The 14,352-nt window shown below is 69.2% G+C and carries 10 protein-coding genes; 3 read left to right on the top strand and 7 right to left on the bottom strand.

Translation table 11 applies throughout. From position 1 onward, the window contains the following. Positions 1–55: 55 nt before the first annotated feature. Positions 56–682, bottom strand: coding sequence for a TetR/AcrR family transcriptional regulator (locus ABT313_RS06660; RefSeq protein WP_350849401.1), 627 nt, complete (start codon positions 680–682; stop codon positions 56–58). Positions 683–751: 69 nt separating this feature from the next. Here ABT313_RS06660 and ABT313_RS06665 point away from each other — a divergent pair, with 69 nt between their 5' ends. After that, positions 752–2,266, top strand: a complete 1,515-nt coding sequence (locus ABT313_RS06665) for an FAD-dependent monooxygenase (protein ID WP_350849403.1) — start codon at positions 752–754, stop codon at positions 2,264–2,266. Positions 2,267–2,272: 6 nt separating this feature from the next. On the opposite strand, the gene ABT313_RS06670 is transcribed toward ABT313_RS06665, so the two are convergent. From ABT313_RS06670 to ABT313_RS06690, 5 genes are all read right to left on the bottom strand, one after another. Then, the gene (locus ABT313_RS06670) at positions 2,273–6,109 is read right to left on the bottom strand and encodes a tetratricopeptide repeat protein (protein WP_350849405.1); all 3,837 of its coding nucleotides are present in this window, start codon (positions 6,107–6,109) and stop codon (positions 2,273–2,275) included. Continuing rightward, a complete protein-coding gene (locus ABT313_RS06675; protein WP_350849407.1) occupies positions 6,106–7,521 on the bottom strand; it encodes a hypothetical protein in 1,416 nt (471 codons plus the stop codon). The genes ABT313_RS06670 and ABT313_RS06675 overlap by 4 nt, the downstream gene beginning before the upstream one ends. Continuing rightward, complete coding sequence (locus ABT313_RS06680; RefSeq protein ID WP_350849409.1) at positions 7,518–8,675, bottom strand: hypothetical protein; 1,158 nt, start codon at positions 8,673–8,675, stop codon at positions 7,518–7,520. The genes ABT313_RS06675 and ABT313_RS06680 overlap by 4 nt, the downstream gene beginning before the upstream one ends. A 5-nt stretch (positions 8,676–8,680) precedes the next feature. Further along, complete coding sequence (locus ABT313_RS06685; RefSeq protein WP_350849411.1) at positions 8,681–9,754, bottom strand: hypothetical protein; 1,074 nt, start codon at positions 9,752–9,754, stop codon at positions 8,681–8,683. An 89-nt stretch (positions 9,755–9,843) separates the two neighbouring features. Continuing rightward, positions 9,844–10,479, bottom strand: a complete 636-nt coding sequence (locus ABT313_RS06690; RefSeq protein ID WP_350849413.1) for a TetR/AcrR family transcriptional regulator — start codon at positions 10,477–10,479, stop codon at positions 9,844–9,846. A gap of 97 nt (positions 10,480–10,576) precedes the next feature. Here ABT313_RS06690 and ABT313_RS06695 point away from each other — a divergent pair, with 97 nt between their 5' ends. Together ABT313_RS06695 and ABT313_RS06700 are read left to right on the top strand one after the other, a co-directional pair. Then, the gene (locus tag ABT313_RS06695; protein ID WP_350849415.1) at positions 10,577–12,019 is read left to right on the top strand and encodes a DHA2 family efflux MFS transporter permease subunit; all 1,443 of its coding nucleotides are present in this window, start codon (positions 10,577–10,579) and stop codon (positions 12,017–12,019) included. After that, positions 12,016–13,494 carry an FAD-dependent monooxygenase gene (locus ABT313_RS06700; protein ID WP_350849417.1) on the top strand — a complete coding sequence of 493 codons (1,479 nt, stop codon included), beginning with the start codon at positions 12,016–12,018 and terminating at the stop codon, positions 13,492–13,494. The genes ABT313_RS06695 and ABT313_RS06700 overlap by 4 nt, the downstream gene beginning before the upstream one ends. Before the next feature lie 45 nt (positions 13,495–13,539). On the opposite strand, the gene ABT313_RS06705 is transcribed toward ABT313_RS06700, so the two are convergent. Then, positions 13,540–14,220: a GntR family transcriptional regulator gene (locus ABT313_RS06705; RefSeq protein ID WP_350849419.1), complete on the bottom strand. Its 681-nt coding sequence runs from the start codon at positions 14,218–14,220 to the stop codon at positions 13,540–13,542. Positions 14,221–14,352 lie beyond the last annotated feature (132 nt).

Consider the following 14,352-nt stretch of genomic DNA (forward strand, 5'->3'; position numbering starts at 1 on the left):
GGTCGCGGGCGCGCCCGCCAACACCCCCTGCCGGTTCCGGAACTGGTTCCGCAACTCAGCTGCCGTAGGTGCCGATCCCGCTTTCGAGCAGGTCGAAGGTCTGGTCGATGACGGCGACCTGCTCGCGGCGCACCTGCTCGCCCGGCTGTCCGGCGAGCAGCTTGTCGACGGCGACGCGCGGGACGATCGTGACCGCGGTCGCGATCAGGTTGGCGACGACCGCGGCCTGCAGGCCCGGCTCGACCTCGGTCTCGAGGAGGTTGGTGAGCGCGTCGGCCAGTTCGCGAGTGTGCTCGTGGGTACGGCGTACCAGCGCGGGGCTCGCGTCGACGATCCGGTAGAAGCTCTCGGCACCTTCCCGCGCGCCGGAGAGCGGGTGGCCGGCAGCGAGCAGCTCATGCAGATAGCGCCGTACCGCGGCGACGACGGATAGACCGGTCTCGCGCTCGCGGATGGTCCGGCTCAGATCGTCGACCAGGTCCGCTTGGCGGTCGAGGAACAGGTCCTCCTTGCGCGGGAAGTAGTTGAAGACCGTCATCCGCGCGACGTTGGCCGCCTCGGCGACCTCGTTGATCGTGACGTTGTCGAACCCGCGCTCGATGAACAACCCCGACGCGATATCCGCGATCCGCCGCCGGCTCTCCCGCTTCTTCCGCTCGCGCAGACCGAGCCGCTCATCCATGACGGATAGCATACTTGATCTAAATTTAGACCGGGTACATTATTTGGTGACGCCAATCTGGGAGCTGAGATGGATTACGACGTAGTGGTGGCCGGCGCCGGGCCGGTAGGACTGATGCTGGCCTGCGAGCTTCGACTGGCCGGGGTGAGTGTCCTGGTGGTCGAGCGCCTGACCGAGCCGGACCTGACGATCAAGGCGGGTTCGATCAACCTGCCGACCGCAGAAGCCTTGTACCGCAGGGGTCTGCTGCCCACGCTGCAGGAACACCAGCAGCGGATGATGCAGCAGTTCGCCCGCCCGGCCGGCGCCTCGGCGCCGCCACCGATGAAGCGCCCGCCGATCGCCGGCCACTTCGGCGGCATCCTGGTCGGCGCCGAGCACGTCGACTTCACCGACCCCGAGTTCCGCGACGCCGGCCCCGCGGCCAGCATCTTCCTGGTCATGCAGCAGACCATCGAGCAGGTCCTCGGCGAACGAGCAGTCGAACTGGGCGCCGACGTACGCCGTGGGGTCGAGCTGACCACCTACACGGCCGACGACAGCGGCGTACGCGTCGTGCTGGGCGACGAGGAAGTGTCGGCCGGCTGGCTCGTCGGCTGCGACGGCGGGCGGAGCATCGTCCGCAAGCTCGCCGGCTTCGACTTCGTCGGCACCGATCCCGAGATCACCGGCCACCAGGCGATGGTCGAGCTGGAAGGCGCCGAGAACCTGACCCTCGGCTGGAACAGCACCCCGACCGGCATCTACGCGTACGGCCCGATCCCCGGCCGCATCCTGACCGTCGAGTTCGACGGCCCGCCGATCGACCGCGACGCCCCCATTACCGCGGCTGAGCTGGAAGCCAGCCTCCGCAACGTGACCGGCGCCGATGTCACGATCACCAAGGTCATTACCGCGACCCGGTTCACGGACAACGCGCGCCAGGCAACGACGTACCGGCTCGGTCGCGTGCTGCTGGCCGGCGACGCCGCGCACGTGCACTCGCCGTTCGGCGGTCAGGGCCTCAACCTCGGCATCGGCGACGCCGTGAACCTCGGCTGGAAACTGGCCGCCACTATCCAGGGCTGGGCGCCGGACGGCCTGCTCGACACCTACACCACCGAACGCCACCCGATCGGCGAATGGGTCCTCGACTGGACCCGTGCCCAGATCACGATCATGCGCACCGACAGCCACGCCCGAGCTCTTCGCCCGGTCGTCGCGGACCTCCTGAACACGCCCGACGGCGCGACCTACCTGGCCAAGAAGCTCTCCGGCGCCTGGCAGCGCTACGACTTCGGCAGCGACAACGTCCTCGTCGGAACGTCGGCCCCCGACCTCGAGTTCGCCGACGGCACCCGCCTCGCCGACCACCTCAAGGACGGCAAGGCGGTCCTCTTCAACCTGACCGACTCCCCACAACTCCGCGACCTGGCCGCGCCGTGGTCCGACCGCCTCCACCTCGTCGACACCAAGCCGGCAACTCCCGACACCCCCACGGCCCTCCTCCTCCGCCCCGACGGCCACATCGCCTGGTCCACCAACGACAACACCCACGACGGCCTGGCCGCAGCCCTCCAAACCTGGCTCGGCCAACCAGCCTGACCTCGACTACGCTCCGGCCGGTCGCCTCGCGGACTCGGACGCGCGTGCGAAGGCGTGCTGCAGACTCTGCCAGACGTCGTCGCTCAACCGCGCGCGTTCGTGCTCCGCCTCGTTCGCGGCGACTGCGACGATTCCGTTCCTGACCGCCGGGTGCTCGCGGGCCGTCTCCTGGACGGCCCGCTCCAGGAACGACTCCGCCTCGGACCGGCGATCGCTCACGGCCGCCATCAGCGCCAGCTCGAACAGGGGCGACGCCGTCCGGGCCGGCCAGGAGAGGCGGCGTAGATAGGCGTTGGTGGCCTCGTCGTACCGGCCGAGCTGGAACAGGCACCAACCCTGCAGCCCGAAGACGTTGGCGTCCGCCCCGGTCCGCAGGCGGAGCAGCGACAAGGTTCGCTCGTAGGTCTCGCCTGAGCCGTCCGAGTCGCCCATCCGCCGCAAGGCATCCGCCCGGCCCGCCATCATCCACGGGTCGAGCGCGTCCAGACGGAGTCCCGCGTCGTACGTCGCAACCCTGTCCCCGGCGGCATTCTCGGGCCAGTACCGCAACGCCCAGCCGAGCTGGTCGTACACGCTGGAGACCTGGTACCAACAGCTGGCCGCGCGTCGGCCCGTCTCGACCGCGGTGCGAAAATCCCCGACGGTCATTGCGATCCGCGCCCGAGCCAGCCAGCCGCCAGGTTCGTCAGCGGCGGCCTCGGTGGCCCGAACCGCGGCCGCATCGGCCTCCTCGGGACGGCCCGCACGCAGTTCGCCATACGCCAGGTCCACCAGCGGCGTGAGCAGATCGCCTTGCAGGTCAACTGCCCGTTGCAGGTTGCGCATGCCCTCCTCGGTCCGATCGGTTTCGAGGAGCACCCAGCCGAGCCTGGCCACGAACAGTGGGTTGTCGGCGTCGTCCCACAGGGCGCTCTCGATACAGGACTCGGCCTCCTCCCAGCGCTCCAACTTGGTCAGCACGTCCACGTAGACACCCCGCAGCCCAGGGTCCGGCTGATCCTCCAGCTGCACCTTGAGCCGTGACAGTGCCCGTTCGGCGTCGCCGTAGGTGAAGTCCAGGTCAGCCAGCCGGCCCTGTGCGTACGGCTCGGCCGGGTTCGCGGCGACTGCCTGCTCCAACGCCGAGCGGGCTCCGTCGAGGTCGCCCTGAGCGAGCCGAACGGTGCCCGTCGTCGCCAGCGCGCTCTGGTGTCCGGGCTCATCGGACAGGACACGGTTCAGTAGTGCGAGGGCTTCGTCGTACCGGCCTTGCAGCCGTAAGGCCTCGCCGCGCGCGGCGAGCACGTCAGGTGATTCCGCGAGCAGTTCGAGGTCGCGGACCGACTCGGCGATCCGCTCCGCCTCCCACAGCACCTGGTAGCGCTTGAAGCGTGCGGACTCGTCGTCGGGCTTCACGGCCAGCGCCTCGTCGAGGACGGCCCGCGCGGCAGGCGAGTCGTGCAGCTTCACCAGCGCGTCCGCCTGCAGGACCCGGAGATCCGGGTAGTCGGGCTCGAGCTCCATCGCCTGCTCGTAGCACCGCAGCGCCCGTTTCAGATCGCCCGCGTCGGCGTACAGCTGGCCACGCCGGACCCGGTAGTAGGCGACCTCGGGGTCGAACTTCGAGGCCAGCTTGAACTTCTGATGGGCGTGGTCCGGCCGGCCGAGCAGCGCGAGCACCTCAGCCAGTTCGCCGTTGAGACCGGCGACGAACGCGTCGTCCTGCACCTCGGCCGCCGTCGCCGCGGCCAGTTCCCCGATCAGGATGCGCTCGGCCCGGACCAGGTCGTCCTGATTGCCTGGGGCAACGGAATTGAGAAACCGGCCACGCAGGGCGGTCGCCAGCGGAATGGTCAGAGCGGGTTGCGGATCCAGCTCCCGGGCACGATCGAGGAGCTCGACCGCCTCGTCGTACTTGTCCTGCCGAGTCCGAACGAGGGCGAGCTCGGCGCGCAGGAAGGTCTCGTCGGCCTCGATCTCCAGCGCACGCTGCAGCAGATCGGCCGCGCGCGTCAGCGCGGCGTCGTCCGGAGCTCCGCGCTGGTCGTACCGCTCGCGGAGAGCCTGCCCGTAGCTGCCCAGCGCCCAGGCCCATTCCGGCGACATCTCGACCGCCCGCTCGAAGTGCTCCACAGCTTCGTCGTAACGCCCCTCGCGCCGCCGCACCTCGCCGAGGATGCCCAAGCCGGATGCGGACGCCGGGTCGAACGCCAGCAAGCGTTGGGCCAGTTCACCGCCCTCGGTGTTCGCGGCGGCATCACCCCTGTCCAGCAGGATCGCGGAAAGGGTCAGCAGCGCGTTCGGCTGCTCGGGTTCGAGCTCGAGTGACTGCCGGAGGAACTTCTCGGCTTCCTTGTTCTGTCCGGCGTCCTTCAGCGCGAGTCCGTAGTCGGTCAACGTCCACGGCCCGCTGTATCCCTGGTCGACCGCGATCTGCAGATGCTCGAGGGCCTCTGCCGGCCGGTCGGTCAGGCTCAACAGCCGCCCCAGGTATGCGTGCGTGCTGGGATCGTCGATCTCGTCGAGCGCCGCACGGAGATCCCGTTCGGCCTCGTCGTACCGCTCCAGCTCGCCTTCGAGCACACCGATCTGCGCCAGCGCGAGCACATCGGTCGCGTCCAACTCCTGTACTCGACGCAGTACGTCGATCGCGAGCTCGAACTCTCCGAGGTCGTAGAGCGCAACCGCCACGTCCCACAGCATCGACGTGTCGTCCGGTAGCTGGCTGACGCCGGCACGCAGCAACGCGAGCGCCTCGTCCCGCTGCCCGCGACGAAGCGCAGCCAGACCACGGAGGTTCACCGCCAGGCCCGGATCCGTCGGCGCCAGCGTCTCGAGTACTCCGTCGAGCTCGTCGAACCGGCCCGCGTCGAAGAGGTGTGCAGCGGCCTTGGTCAGCACGGAGCCATCGGTCGACAACGCGACAGCGGCTAGCGCGGCGTCCGCCGTACCGTCCAGATCCCCGAGCGCGGCCAGAACATCGGCGAGGTTCAGCCGGGTCCACGCCGACGCGTTGAAGCCGTCGGACTCGCGAAGCGCGGCAGCCGCTTCGTCGTACCACCCCGCGGCGGCATAGCTGCGGCCCAGCGCTGCCAATGAAGGACCACTGGGATTGGCCTCGACAGCCCGCCGGCCCGCGTCGATCGCCTGATCGATCTCCTCCGCCGCGAGCAGGGCCTCCGCCGCATCGGTCCAGGCCTTCTCCCGGACCGCGGCCGGTCGACCAGCCTGGTCGAGCAGGGTCGCCAACAGGTGGTGGGTCGCCGGATCGAAGGTCCCCCGTACGACGCCGGCCGCCAGCAGGTCGATCGCCTCCTCCTCGCGGCCGGAGGCTGCCAGCGCCGCCGCCAGGTTGCGCCGAACCACCGGCAGGGACTCGCCGAGATCGTCCAACGCTCGGCGGAGAACCTGGACGGCCTCCTCGGCGCGCCCCAGCGCGAGCAAGGCCGATCCCTGGTCCGCAGCCAGGTCGCCCCGGATGTCCGTCGATTCCGGAGCTCGCTCGAACGCGGTGACCGCCTGCTCGAAGTACCGGCGCGCTTGAGCCTCGTCTCCTTGGTCGCGCAGAGCGGCAGCCAGCAGGAAGGCCGCCGTACCGAGCATCGCCTGTTGGTTCTGGTCCGCTGCCTGCCGGGTCGGCCAGGCCGCCTCGACCTCCTCGAGCAACCGCCGTGCTGTGCTGACCGGGTCGGGCAACCGGCCGGCGCGGAAGTCGGCCCTGGCCTGCTCGACCTTGGCCCAGATCCGGATGTAGCGCTCCTGCATGGTCCCGGACCGGGAACGGTCCGAGACGATCGTCGTCACCGACTCCGTCACCTCGGTGCGCGGCAGCCGAGGTTTGCGCGGTGGTACCTCCGGTGTCACTGTGACCGCCTCCGCTGCTTCGGCCCGTTCCACATGGCCTCGACCTGTTGGGTGAGCTCGCCGACCGCGGAGGCATCCTGCAGCCTGGCGGCCCATGCGTGGTTCAGCACGGCGAGCAGGTCGACGTCGTCGTCGAACATCGCCCGGCCGTCCTGGAGTTCCCGCCAGACCGCCTTCGCCTCGGTCCAGCGTTGCTCGTCGAACGGCCGCAACGACCTTCTCTCCTTGAGGAATCCGCGAGCGGTCGCGACGAAGTTGTCGATCCAGTCGACCTCGGCCGCCGGCCCGCGAGCATCGGCCTCGGCCTGGGCTTCGTGCCCGGGAGCGGCCTTCGTCACCACGGCCTCGGCCCAGGTGTCCTTGAGCCGCTCGACCTCGGTCTGGTAACCGGTGCCCGGATCGCCCGCGCTCTCCAGCGCGAGCAGGATGAGCCGGGCCCGATCGACGTCCTTCGCCTCGGTGTCACGGATCGGCTCGTCGTGGTGCGGGTGCAGCCGCAGCAGCAGCGCCGCATAGCCGTACGCCGGGCCGAGCGTGTAGGCACCGAAGACGTCCGCGTACAGCTCGGCCAGCTGCTCCTCGGTCGCTTTGTCGGCGAACTGCTCCTGGAGCCGCTTCACCTCGTGCGAGTCCTTCAAGGCCAGGCCGACCTCGTGCGCAACCAGCGGCACACCCCAGATGGACCACTCGGGGAAGCCGAGTTTGATCACACTGTCCAGCGCGCTGCTGAGCGCGGCCGTCCGCGACGGGATCGGCACGAAGTCCCCGATGATCGCGTTGAACCGCCCGAGCAATACGTCGGTCATCTCGCAGACCCGGTCGTCGAGACCGGTGTCGCGCATCGTGAGCCCACCCAGGAAGTCGACGTACTCGCCGAACAACGGCCGGGCCCGTTCGTCGAGCAGCTTCTCGTAGTCGGTCCAGAAACCGCGCTGCCGCGGCTTGTCGTCGCCCGCGGCCCGGACCCGCTCGAGCAGGCTCTCGACGTCTCCGCGCAACTCGCTGCACTCCTTCTGCAGCGTGCTGTTCTCGCTGGTGAAGCGGGCGTTCACCTCCTTGGTCGTCTTGCGGATCCGCCGCAGCTCCCGGCGGATCGCGTTGACCTGGCGGTCCAGCTCCTTGAAGTCGGTCTCGGCCGCCTCGATCTGGTCGCGGAGGTCGGACGACCCTTCGTCATCGTCGAGCAGTTCGGCGAGCTCGTCGTTGCGGCGGAACGCGCCCGCGGTCTGGTCGTTCAGTCTGGCCAGCTGCTGGATCAGCTTGACCACCGACCGGTGTCCGTCGGTAATCGAACTGATGACCGCGTCCAGCTCGCAGCCGCGTTGTTTGGCCCGGTCGATCGCGCGCTCGACCTTGTTGATGTCGTTGACGAGCACTTCGAGCCGGATCCGCAGCAACGGCTGTTGGGTCATCGATTCCCCCGATCGGTCGGTACGGCGGCGCAGAGCGCGATGGCATGTTTGTCGACCCGCGATCGCTGCAGCGGCGTCGCGTCCGGGTGCTGCCGCCGCCACCGCCAGGCCGCGTCGACGATCGCGGCAGGGCCGGCGTTGGGCGGCACTTCGGGTGGCCGCGGCGGCCCGGGTTCGGCGGCACTCGTCAGCTCGGCCTTCACCAGCACGGCGCTTTCCTTGTCGTTGTAGGTGAGTTTCGGGGCATGCCGTGCGAGTACCTCGACGGCCTTGATTGCAAGGGCTTTCGGCTCCGGGGCGTCGGGCGGCGTGGCCTGGTCCGTCAGCGCTTGCCAGGCCGGTAGGACGAGTTGGGCGGCGGTGGCGGCGTACCGCTTGTCGTCGGTGAGCTTGGTCATGTGGTTGAGCGCGGCAATCATCGTGGTGACCCGGCGTTCCCAGGACGGGTGCGTCGTACCGTCGGCGGCGCGTTGTTTCGCGTTGATCCGGCGCTGGATGCAGGCGATCGGGTACGTCGCACCGAGGGCCACGGTTGCGAAGACGTCGGCGATGAGTTCGTGGACGTGGGATTCGTCGATGCCGGCCTTGGTGCCGAACGGGCCGGTGACGAGTGCACGCAGCGGGCGCTCGTCACGGTGAGCGGCGTCGATGTGTGCGAGTTCGTGGACGGCGTGGTGGCCGAACTCATGGACCGCAAACGGCAGATCCCACACCGTGGTGCCCGGAAACCGCAGCCGGACCAGGCCGATCGTGTGGTCGACGCTCTCGGTGTCCGGACTGAACGTTATGAGCACACCGCGGTACACGCGGCTGAACTCCTGCACCTCCTGCAGCAGTCGGCGTGCTGCCGCGGCGATGCCGTTGTCCAGCCCCGCCGAGCTGAACAGGCCGCCTTGGACGAGCGCGAACAACTCGGCCATCAGTTGTCGCGCGGCCTTCTCCTCGGTGGCGAACAGGTCCCAGCCGGAGTCCTCGGTCGCCGTACGCAAGGCTCGCTCGACACGCTTGCGGCAGTCGCCGAGCTGCCCGCTGAGCGTGTTCGCCACCTCCGGTTCGAGCAGGTTGCGGATGAACGGCAGGTCCAGCTGCCGTTCGGCCAGCTCCAGTTGTTCGCAGACAGCGGCCACCCGATCTGCCAGAGCGGGTCGCGCCATCCCCATCACCCGATTGCGTCGGCAAGGACGAGTTTGACGCCCCGGATCGTGTGCAGCACAGGCCGGTCGCCGACGTAGTCCATGGCCAGCAGCAGTACTCCGGCGACGACCGCGGCGAGCGCACCGGCGACGATCAGCCCGAGATGCGGTACGGCGAGTTGCAGCAGGCCGATCACCGTGCCCGCCACGGCGATCCCCTCGATCAGGTTGGTCGCCAGCTTGCCGAGACCCGCGTACTTCGTGCCGAGCTGTTCCACGTCGGCCGCGGCCTTGTCGAGCTGCTCGATCCGGTCGCCGCCGTAAAGCTTCAGGTACGCCTTGACGTCGTCGACCCCGATGACGAACCCGACCGTGGCCGGAATCGGCTCCGCGCCGGTCAGCCGCGCGTAGAGGACCTTCACATCCGCACGCATGCGGGCGAGCGCTCCGCCGGGGAACATCCGCATGAACAGATCGAGTGCCCGTTGCACCGCCCGGACGCCGAGCTTCACCAGGCGACCCGCGTACTGGCCGAGATCGATCTTTTCCCCGATCTTGTCGGCGACGTCGCGGATCTTCTCCGGCACCAACTTCGTCGTCTGCTTGAACGCCTCGGTCACCGTGCCGGCGGCAGTCGCGGCGATCCCGTCCGCAACACGCTCAGCGGCATCGCGAACCCGTTTCACCGCGGCCTCGACCGATTCCGAAGCCGCCGTCGCGTCGAACCCTTGCCTGCGGCCCGCACCGGACTCGAGCCCGTCCAGCGTGTCGACCACATCCGCGAGCCGCGCCACCGCAACGCCGTACTCCCCGACCGAGCCTGCGGCCGCGTCGGTCTCTCCGACGGCTTGCCCCGCGGCGATCAACGTGTTGCCGGCCGATACCTGCACCACCGCCGCGATCAGCACCGCGGCGACATCCGTGTCCGCGGCCTCGACGGCTTCGAATCCTTGCCGCCCACTGGCCTCGAGCTCGTCCCCGGCAACCCGAACCAGCGCCTCCACGGCGTACTCGTCCGGCCCTTCATCCCCCGCCAACGACTCCTCGACCACCCGAGCCACATCCAGAACAGCCCGAGCCGACTCCACCCCAGCAGTCACCCTTACCCCCTTCACCCATCACACATTGTGTCGCTCCCGTCCTCAATTCGGAATCCCCGGACGACACTCCGGTCGCGCGAGTGGGCGACCTACCGGACCGCGTAGTCGCCGAGTGACGGGGCGAGCCTGGTGAAGGCCTCTTCGGCCATCGTGGTGAGGCGGCTGACGATCGTCTCGCGCGGCTCGCCGGCCAGGGTGAGTTGCAGGGCCTGCCGGAACAGGATGCGGTGGACCGCGGCCAACTCGGCGGCCGCGACCATCACCGTTATGTCGTCGGGCGGCGTCTCGGTCTCGGCGGCGAGCTCGGCGGCCAGTGCCGTCTCGCGCTGCTCGTCGATCTCCCGCAACCTGGCCTGCAGCGCCGAACTGCCGGTGATCAGCTCGACGAAGCGCACGCCGGCGATCCCCGTCGACGCGTCCTCCCGGTAGAGCGCGTCGAAATAGCCGCGCTTGAGTGCGGCCAGCGCCGATTCCCCGGCCGCGCGCTCGGCGACCAGTTGCGCGGCATGCGACACCAGCTCGGCGTGCCGGTCGAAGACAAGGTCCTCCTTGCGCGGGAAGTAGTTGGTCACCGTCATCTTGGCGACGCCGGCCGCGTCCGCGATCTCGGCGATCGTGACGTTCTCGAAGCCGCGCTCCAGGAAGAGCCGCGTCGCCACATCGGAGATCTGCTGCCGGACGGCCTGCTTCTTCCGCTCCCTGAGCCCCGGACCCTCCGCGTTCATGCCGCCCATAGTACCGGATTCTAGGTCCATGACATTTTTGGGTTTGTCATAATCTTAGGTCTGACCTAAGCTTCATTCGAACCCGAAGGAGGCGCAGATGGCGACACAGGCACCGACACGGGCACCGGCACAGGCACAGGCACCGACCGGCCTGACCCCGCTCGACCCGAGGCTCCTCCGCCTGGGCGGAGTGCTCAGCCTCGCCGCAGTGCTGGCCGGCCTCGACGCGACGATCGTGAGCGTCGGTATCGACGCCGTCGGGCGAGACCTCGGCGGTCCCTTGTCCACGCTGCAATGGGTGTCGACCGGCTACCTGCTGGCGATCTCGATCGTCATGCCGCTATCGGGCTGGGCGTCGGACCGGTTCGGCGGCCGGACGATGTGGCTCACGTCGGTCGCGTTGTTCGTGGCCGGATCGGTGCTGTGCGGCTTCGCCTGGTCGGTGCCCGCGCTGATCGGCTTCCGGATCCTCCAGGGCATCGGCGGCGGCATGATGCAGCCGATCGGGCAAGGCATCCTGGCTCAGGCAGCCGGGCCGGATCAGCTCGGCCGGATCGTCGGCGTGCTGGTCGCTCCGGTCCTGTTCGCGCCGGTCGCCGGTCCGGTCATCGGCGGAGCGATCGTGCAGGACCTCGACTGGCGCTGGATGTTCTTCGTCAACGTCCCGGTCGGTCTGGTCACCCTGCTCGTCGCGCTGCGAGTCGTCCCGAAGGACAGCCCGCACCACACCGGTCGCGAGCGACTCGACTGGCTGGGGCTCGGTCTGCTGTCGCCCGGCCTGGCCGGGCTGATCTTCGGGCTCTCTTCGGCCAGTGACCACGGCGCGGGCTCACCGCGCGCCCTGCTGCCGCTAATTGCGAGCGCGTTGCTCCTCCTCGGGTACGGCGTCCATGCCCTGACGACAAGCCGGACCCCGCTGATCGACCTGCGACTCTTCGCCCGCCGGGGCTTCGCCGCCGCCACGACAAACTCGTTCCTCCTCGGCGCCACGTTGTACGGCTCGATGCTCGTCCTCCCGCTCTACTTCCAGCAGGTCCAGCACCAGGGCGCGATCCAGGCGGGCCTCTCCCTCGCTCCACAAGCCCTCGGCGCCGCCCTGATCTCGTACTTCGCCGGCCGCCTGACCGATCGGATCGGTCCGCGCGGAGTGATCCTGGTCGGCATTGCCCTGAGCCTCATCGGCACCGTTCCGTTGGTCTTCCTCGGCGCCGGCCTGCCTGGTTGGGCGATGCTCGCCGCACTCGCAGTCCGCGGCGCCGGCATCGGCGCGACGATGGCCCCGGGCATGGCCACGGTGTACGGCAGTGTCGAGCGCCACGAGGCCCCACGGGCGGCAAGCGCGCTGAACGTGATGAATCGCGTCGGCGGTTCGATCGGCACCGCGGTGCTCGCGCTGATCCTGCAGGCCCAACTGGGCCGGCACACCGGCCATCCGGCCGCGGCGTACGGCGCCACCTTCGCGTGGGCGCTTGCCCTCTCAGTTCTGCCGGTGCTCCCGGCGTTGGCATTTCCGACCAACAAAACAAGGAGATTCTCATGACCAACCAAGTGATCGTGGTCGGCGCCGGGCCCGTCGGGCTGGCTCTGGCGATCGAGCTGCACCTCGCCGGCATCACCCCGGTCGTCCTGGAGCGGCTTGCCGAGCCTGCCCCGCAGCGGAAGTCCCGCGGGGTCGGACCGCTCGCGTTCGAGGCACTCGAGCGTCGTGGTCTCGGGCCGGCGCTCGAAGCCTGCCAGCCGGAGCGGAAGGAGGAGAAGAAACGCGACCATGGCAGCGCCAAGAACCATTTCGCCTGGATCCACAAGATCGATCCGGACCTGCAAGAAGAGCCCGCCCGCACCGGCCGGCTCATCTGGCAGCCGGATCTGGAGCGGATCCTCGCCGACCACGTCGCCAAGCTCGGCATCGCCGTACGCCGTGAGCACGCCGTGACCGCACTGACACAGGACGCGGACGGCGTCTCGGTCACCGTCGACACACCGGACGGCGAGCAAGTGCTGACAGCGGAGTACCTGGTGGGTTGCGACGGCGGACGCAGCACCATCCGCCGGATGGCCGGCTTCGACTTCCCGGGGACGGCGCCGCTGATGACTGCCCGGCAGGCGCAGGTTCAGCTCGCCGACCCGGACAGACTCCCGCCGTCAGGCCGGCTCGCCGGCGGCATGCTGATCCACGGCCCGGGTGTGCTGGGGACGTTCGACTTCCTCGAGGGCCCCGACGTACCGCGGGGCGAGATCACCGCCGAGGAGCTGGAGGCCAGCGTGCGGCGGGTCGCCGACGTGGACGTCACGATTACCGAGGTCAGCGACGCGCTCCGGTTCACCGACAACGCCCGCCAGGCAACGACGTACCGGCTGGGGCGCGTCCTGCTCGCCGGCGACGCGGCTCACGTGCACTCGCCCAACGGCGGGCAGGGGCTCAATCTCGGCATTCCGGATGCGGTCAACCTCGGCTGGAAGCTCGCGGCGACGGTCAACGGCACGGCTCCCGACGGGCTGCTCGACAGCTACACCGAAGAGCGCCACCCGGCCGGCAGCGCCGTCCTCGACAACACCCGCGCCCAGTCGGCACTGATGCGCCCCGGCCCGCACACCGACGCGCTCCGCGACATCGTGTCCGAGCTGATGGACATCAAGGAAGTGAATCAGTACTTCGGCCGCCTGCTCGGCGGGCTCTCCACCCGCTACGGGTTCTCCTACCTGAAGCCCGACGACCACCCTCTGATCGGTTGCTACTGCCCGGAGCTGACCTTCGGCGACTCGTCGCTCAGCCAACTCACCACTGCAGGTCGGCCACTCCTGATCGCGCCCGCAGGCGACCCCGCGATCGCGGCGACAACCGCCTGGCACGACCGGGTCGATGTCCACGAGGTCGAGCGCATCAACCACGACCAGCTGACCGCGCTCCTCATCCGCCCCGACGGCGTCATCGCCTGGGCGCGCGGGCCCGAGGACGCCCCGGATGTTGCGCTCCTGCACACCGCCCTCACCAGCTGGTTCGGGCCGGCGCGATGAGCCCGGCGAGTCCGCGACGGGCACGGTCAGCGCGCCGGTCCGGCCTCAACGGTCCGGGAGGTTGAGGCGTTTCAGGCGTTCGTAGGCGCCCAGGATGTGTTTGTCGATGCCGTCCTGGGCGGCCTGTGGATCGCCCAGGGCCAAGGCGTCTCTGAGCTCCTTGTGTTCGCTGTAGCCGACGTCGAGGAAGTCCGGGAAGCTCGCGTTGCGGGCTCTGAGGAAGACGGTCACCTGACCGCGGATCGATTCCCAGACCCGGAGCACGCGGGCGTGGTCGCAGTACGCGTAGATGATGTCGTGGAACTGGAGGTCGAGCCGGACGGCGTCCTCCGGGTCGATCTTGGTGTCGACGCTCTTCATCTGTTCGAGGACCGCGTCCATCTCGGCGAAGCCCGCGCCCTGCATCCGCGTGCACGCGCGGCTGGCGGCCAGCTTCTCGATCGCGCCGCGCAGCGTGTGCACCTCTTCGACGTCGGTCTTCGTCAACGTGCTGATGAACGCGCCGCGGTGCCGGCGGATCTCGACGTGGCCCTCTTCCTCGAGCCGGGTCAGCGCCTGCCGGATCGGCCCGCGACTGACCTTCAGCGCGTCGGCGAGCTCGGTCTCCTTCAGATGCTGGCCGGGCTGGAACTTGCCGCCGGTGATCATCTCCCGCAGTACGTCGGTCACCAGGTCACCAAGCCCGCGCTGCGACGGCAGCGGGGACACGACATCGTCGGGGATCATGCCCGACCACCTCCTCAGTGCAGCTACCGCCAGTATCCGAGCTCGGCGACCATAACCGTCGTCGGGTCTCTCTGTAGATTGTAAACAGTAAGTCATTGACAGTAAATCGATAACAAGAGCAGACTCGGAGCC

The sequence above is a fragment of the Kribbella sp. NPDC000426 genome (assembly GCF_040300265.1).
GTDB lineage: Bacteria > Actinomycetota > Actinomycetes > Propionibacteriales > Kribbellaceae > Kribbella.

Excerpts from the sequence above, each read along its gene's own strand:
- ABT313_RS06660 (WP_350849401.1), bottom strand. The coding sequence starts at position 682 with ATGGATGAGCGGCTCGGTCTGCGCGAGCGGAAGAAGCGGGAGAGCCGG.
- ABT313_RS06665 (WP_350849403.1), top strand. The coding sequence starts at position 752 with ATGGATTACGACGTAGTGGTGGCCGGCGCCGGGCCGGTAGGACTGATG.
- ABT313_RS06675 (WP_350849407.1), bottom strand. The coding sequence starts at position 7,521 with ATGACCCAACAGCCGTTGCTGCGGATCCGGCTCGAAGTGCTCGTCAAC.
- ABT313_RS06680 (WP_350849409.1), bottom strand. The coding sequence starts at position 8,675 with ATGGCGCGACCCGCTCTGGCAGATCGGGTGGCCGCTGTCTGCGAACAA.
- ABT313_RS06690 (WP_350849413.1), bottom strand. The coding sequence starts at position 10,479 with ATGAACGCGGAGGGTCCGGGGCTCAGGGAGCGGAAGAAGCAGGCCGTC.
- ABT313_RS06695 (WP_350849415.1), top strand. The coding sequence starts at position 10,577 with ATGGCGACACAGGCACCGACACGGGCACCGGCACAGGCACAGGCACCG.
- ABT313_RS06700 (WP_350849417.1), top strand. The coding sequence starts at position 12,016 with ATGACCAACCAAGTGATCGTGGTCGGCGCCGGGCCCGTCGGGCTGGCT.
- ABT313_RS06705 (WP_350849419.1), bottom strand. The coding sequence starts at position 14,220 with ATGATCCCCGACGATGTCGTGTCCCCGCTGCCGTCGCAGCGCGGGCTT.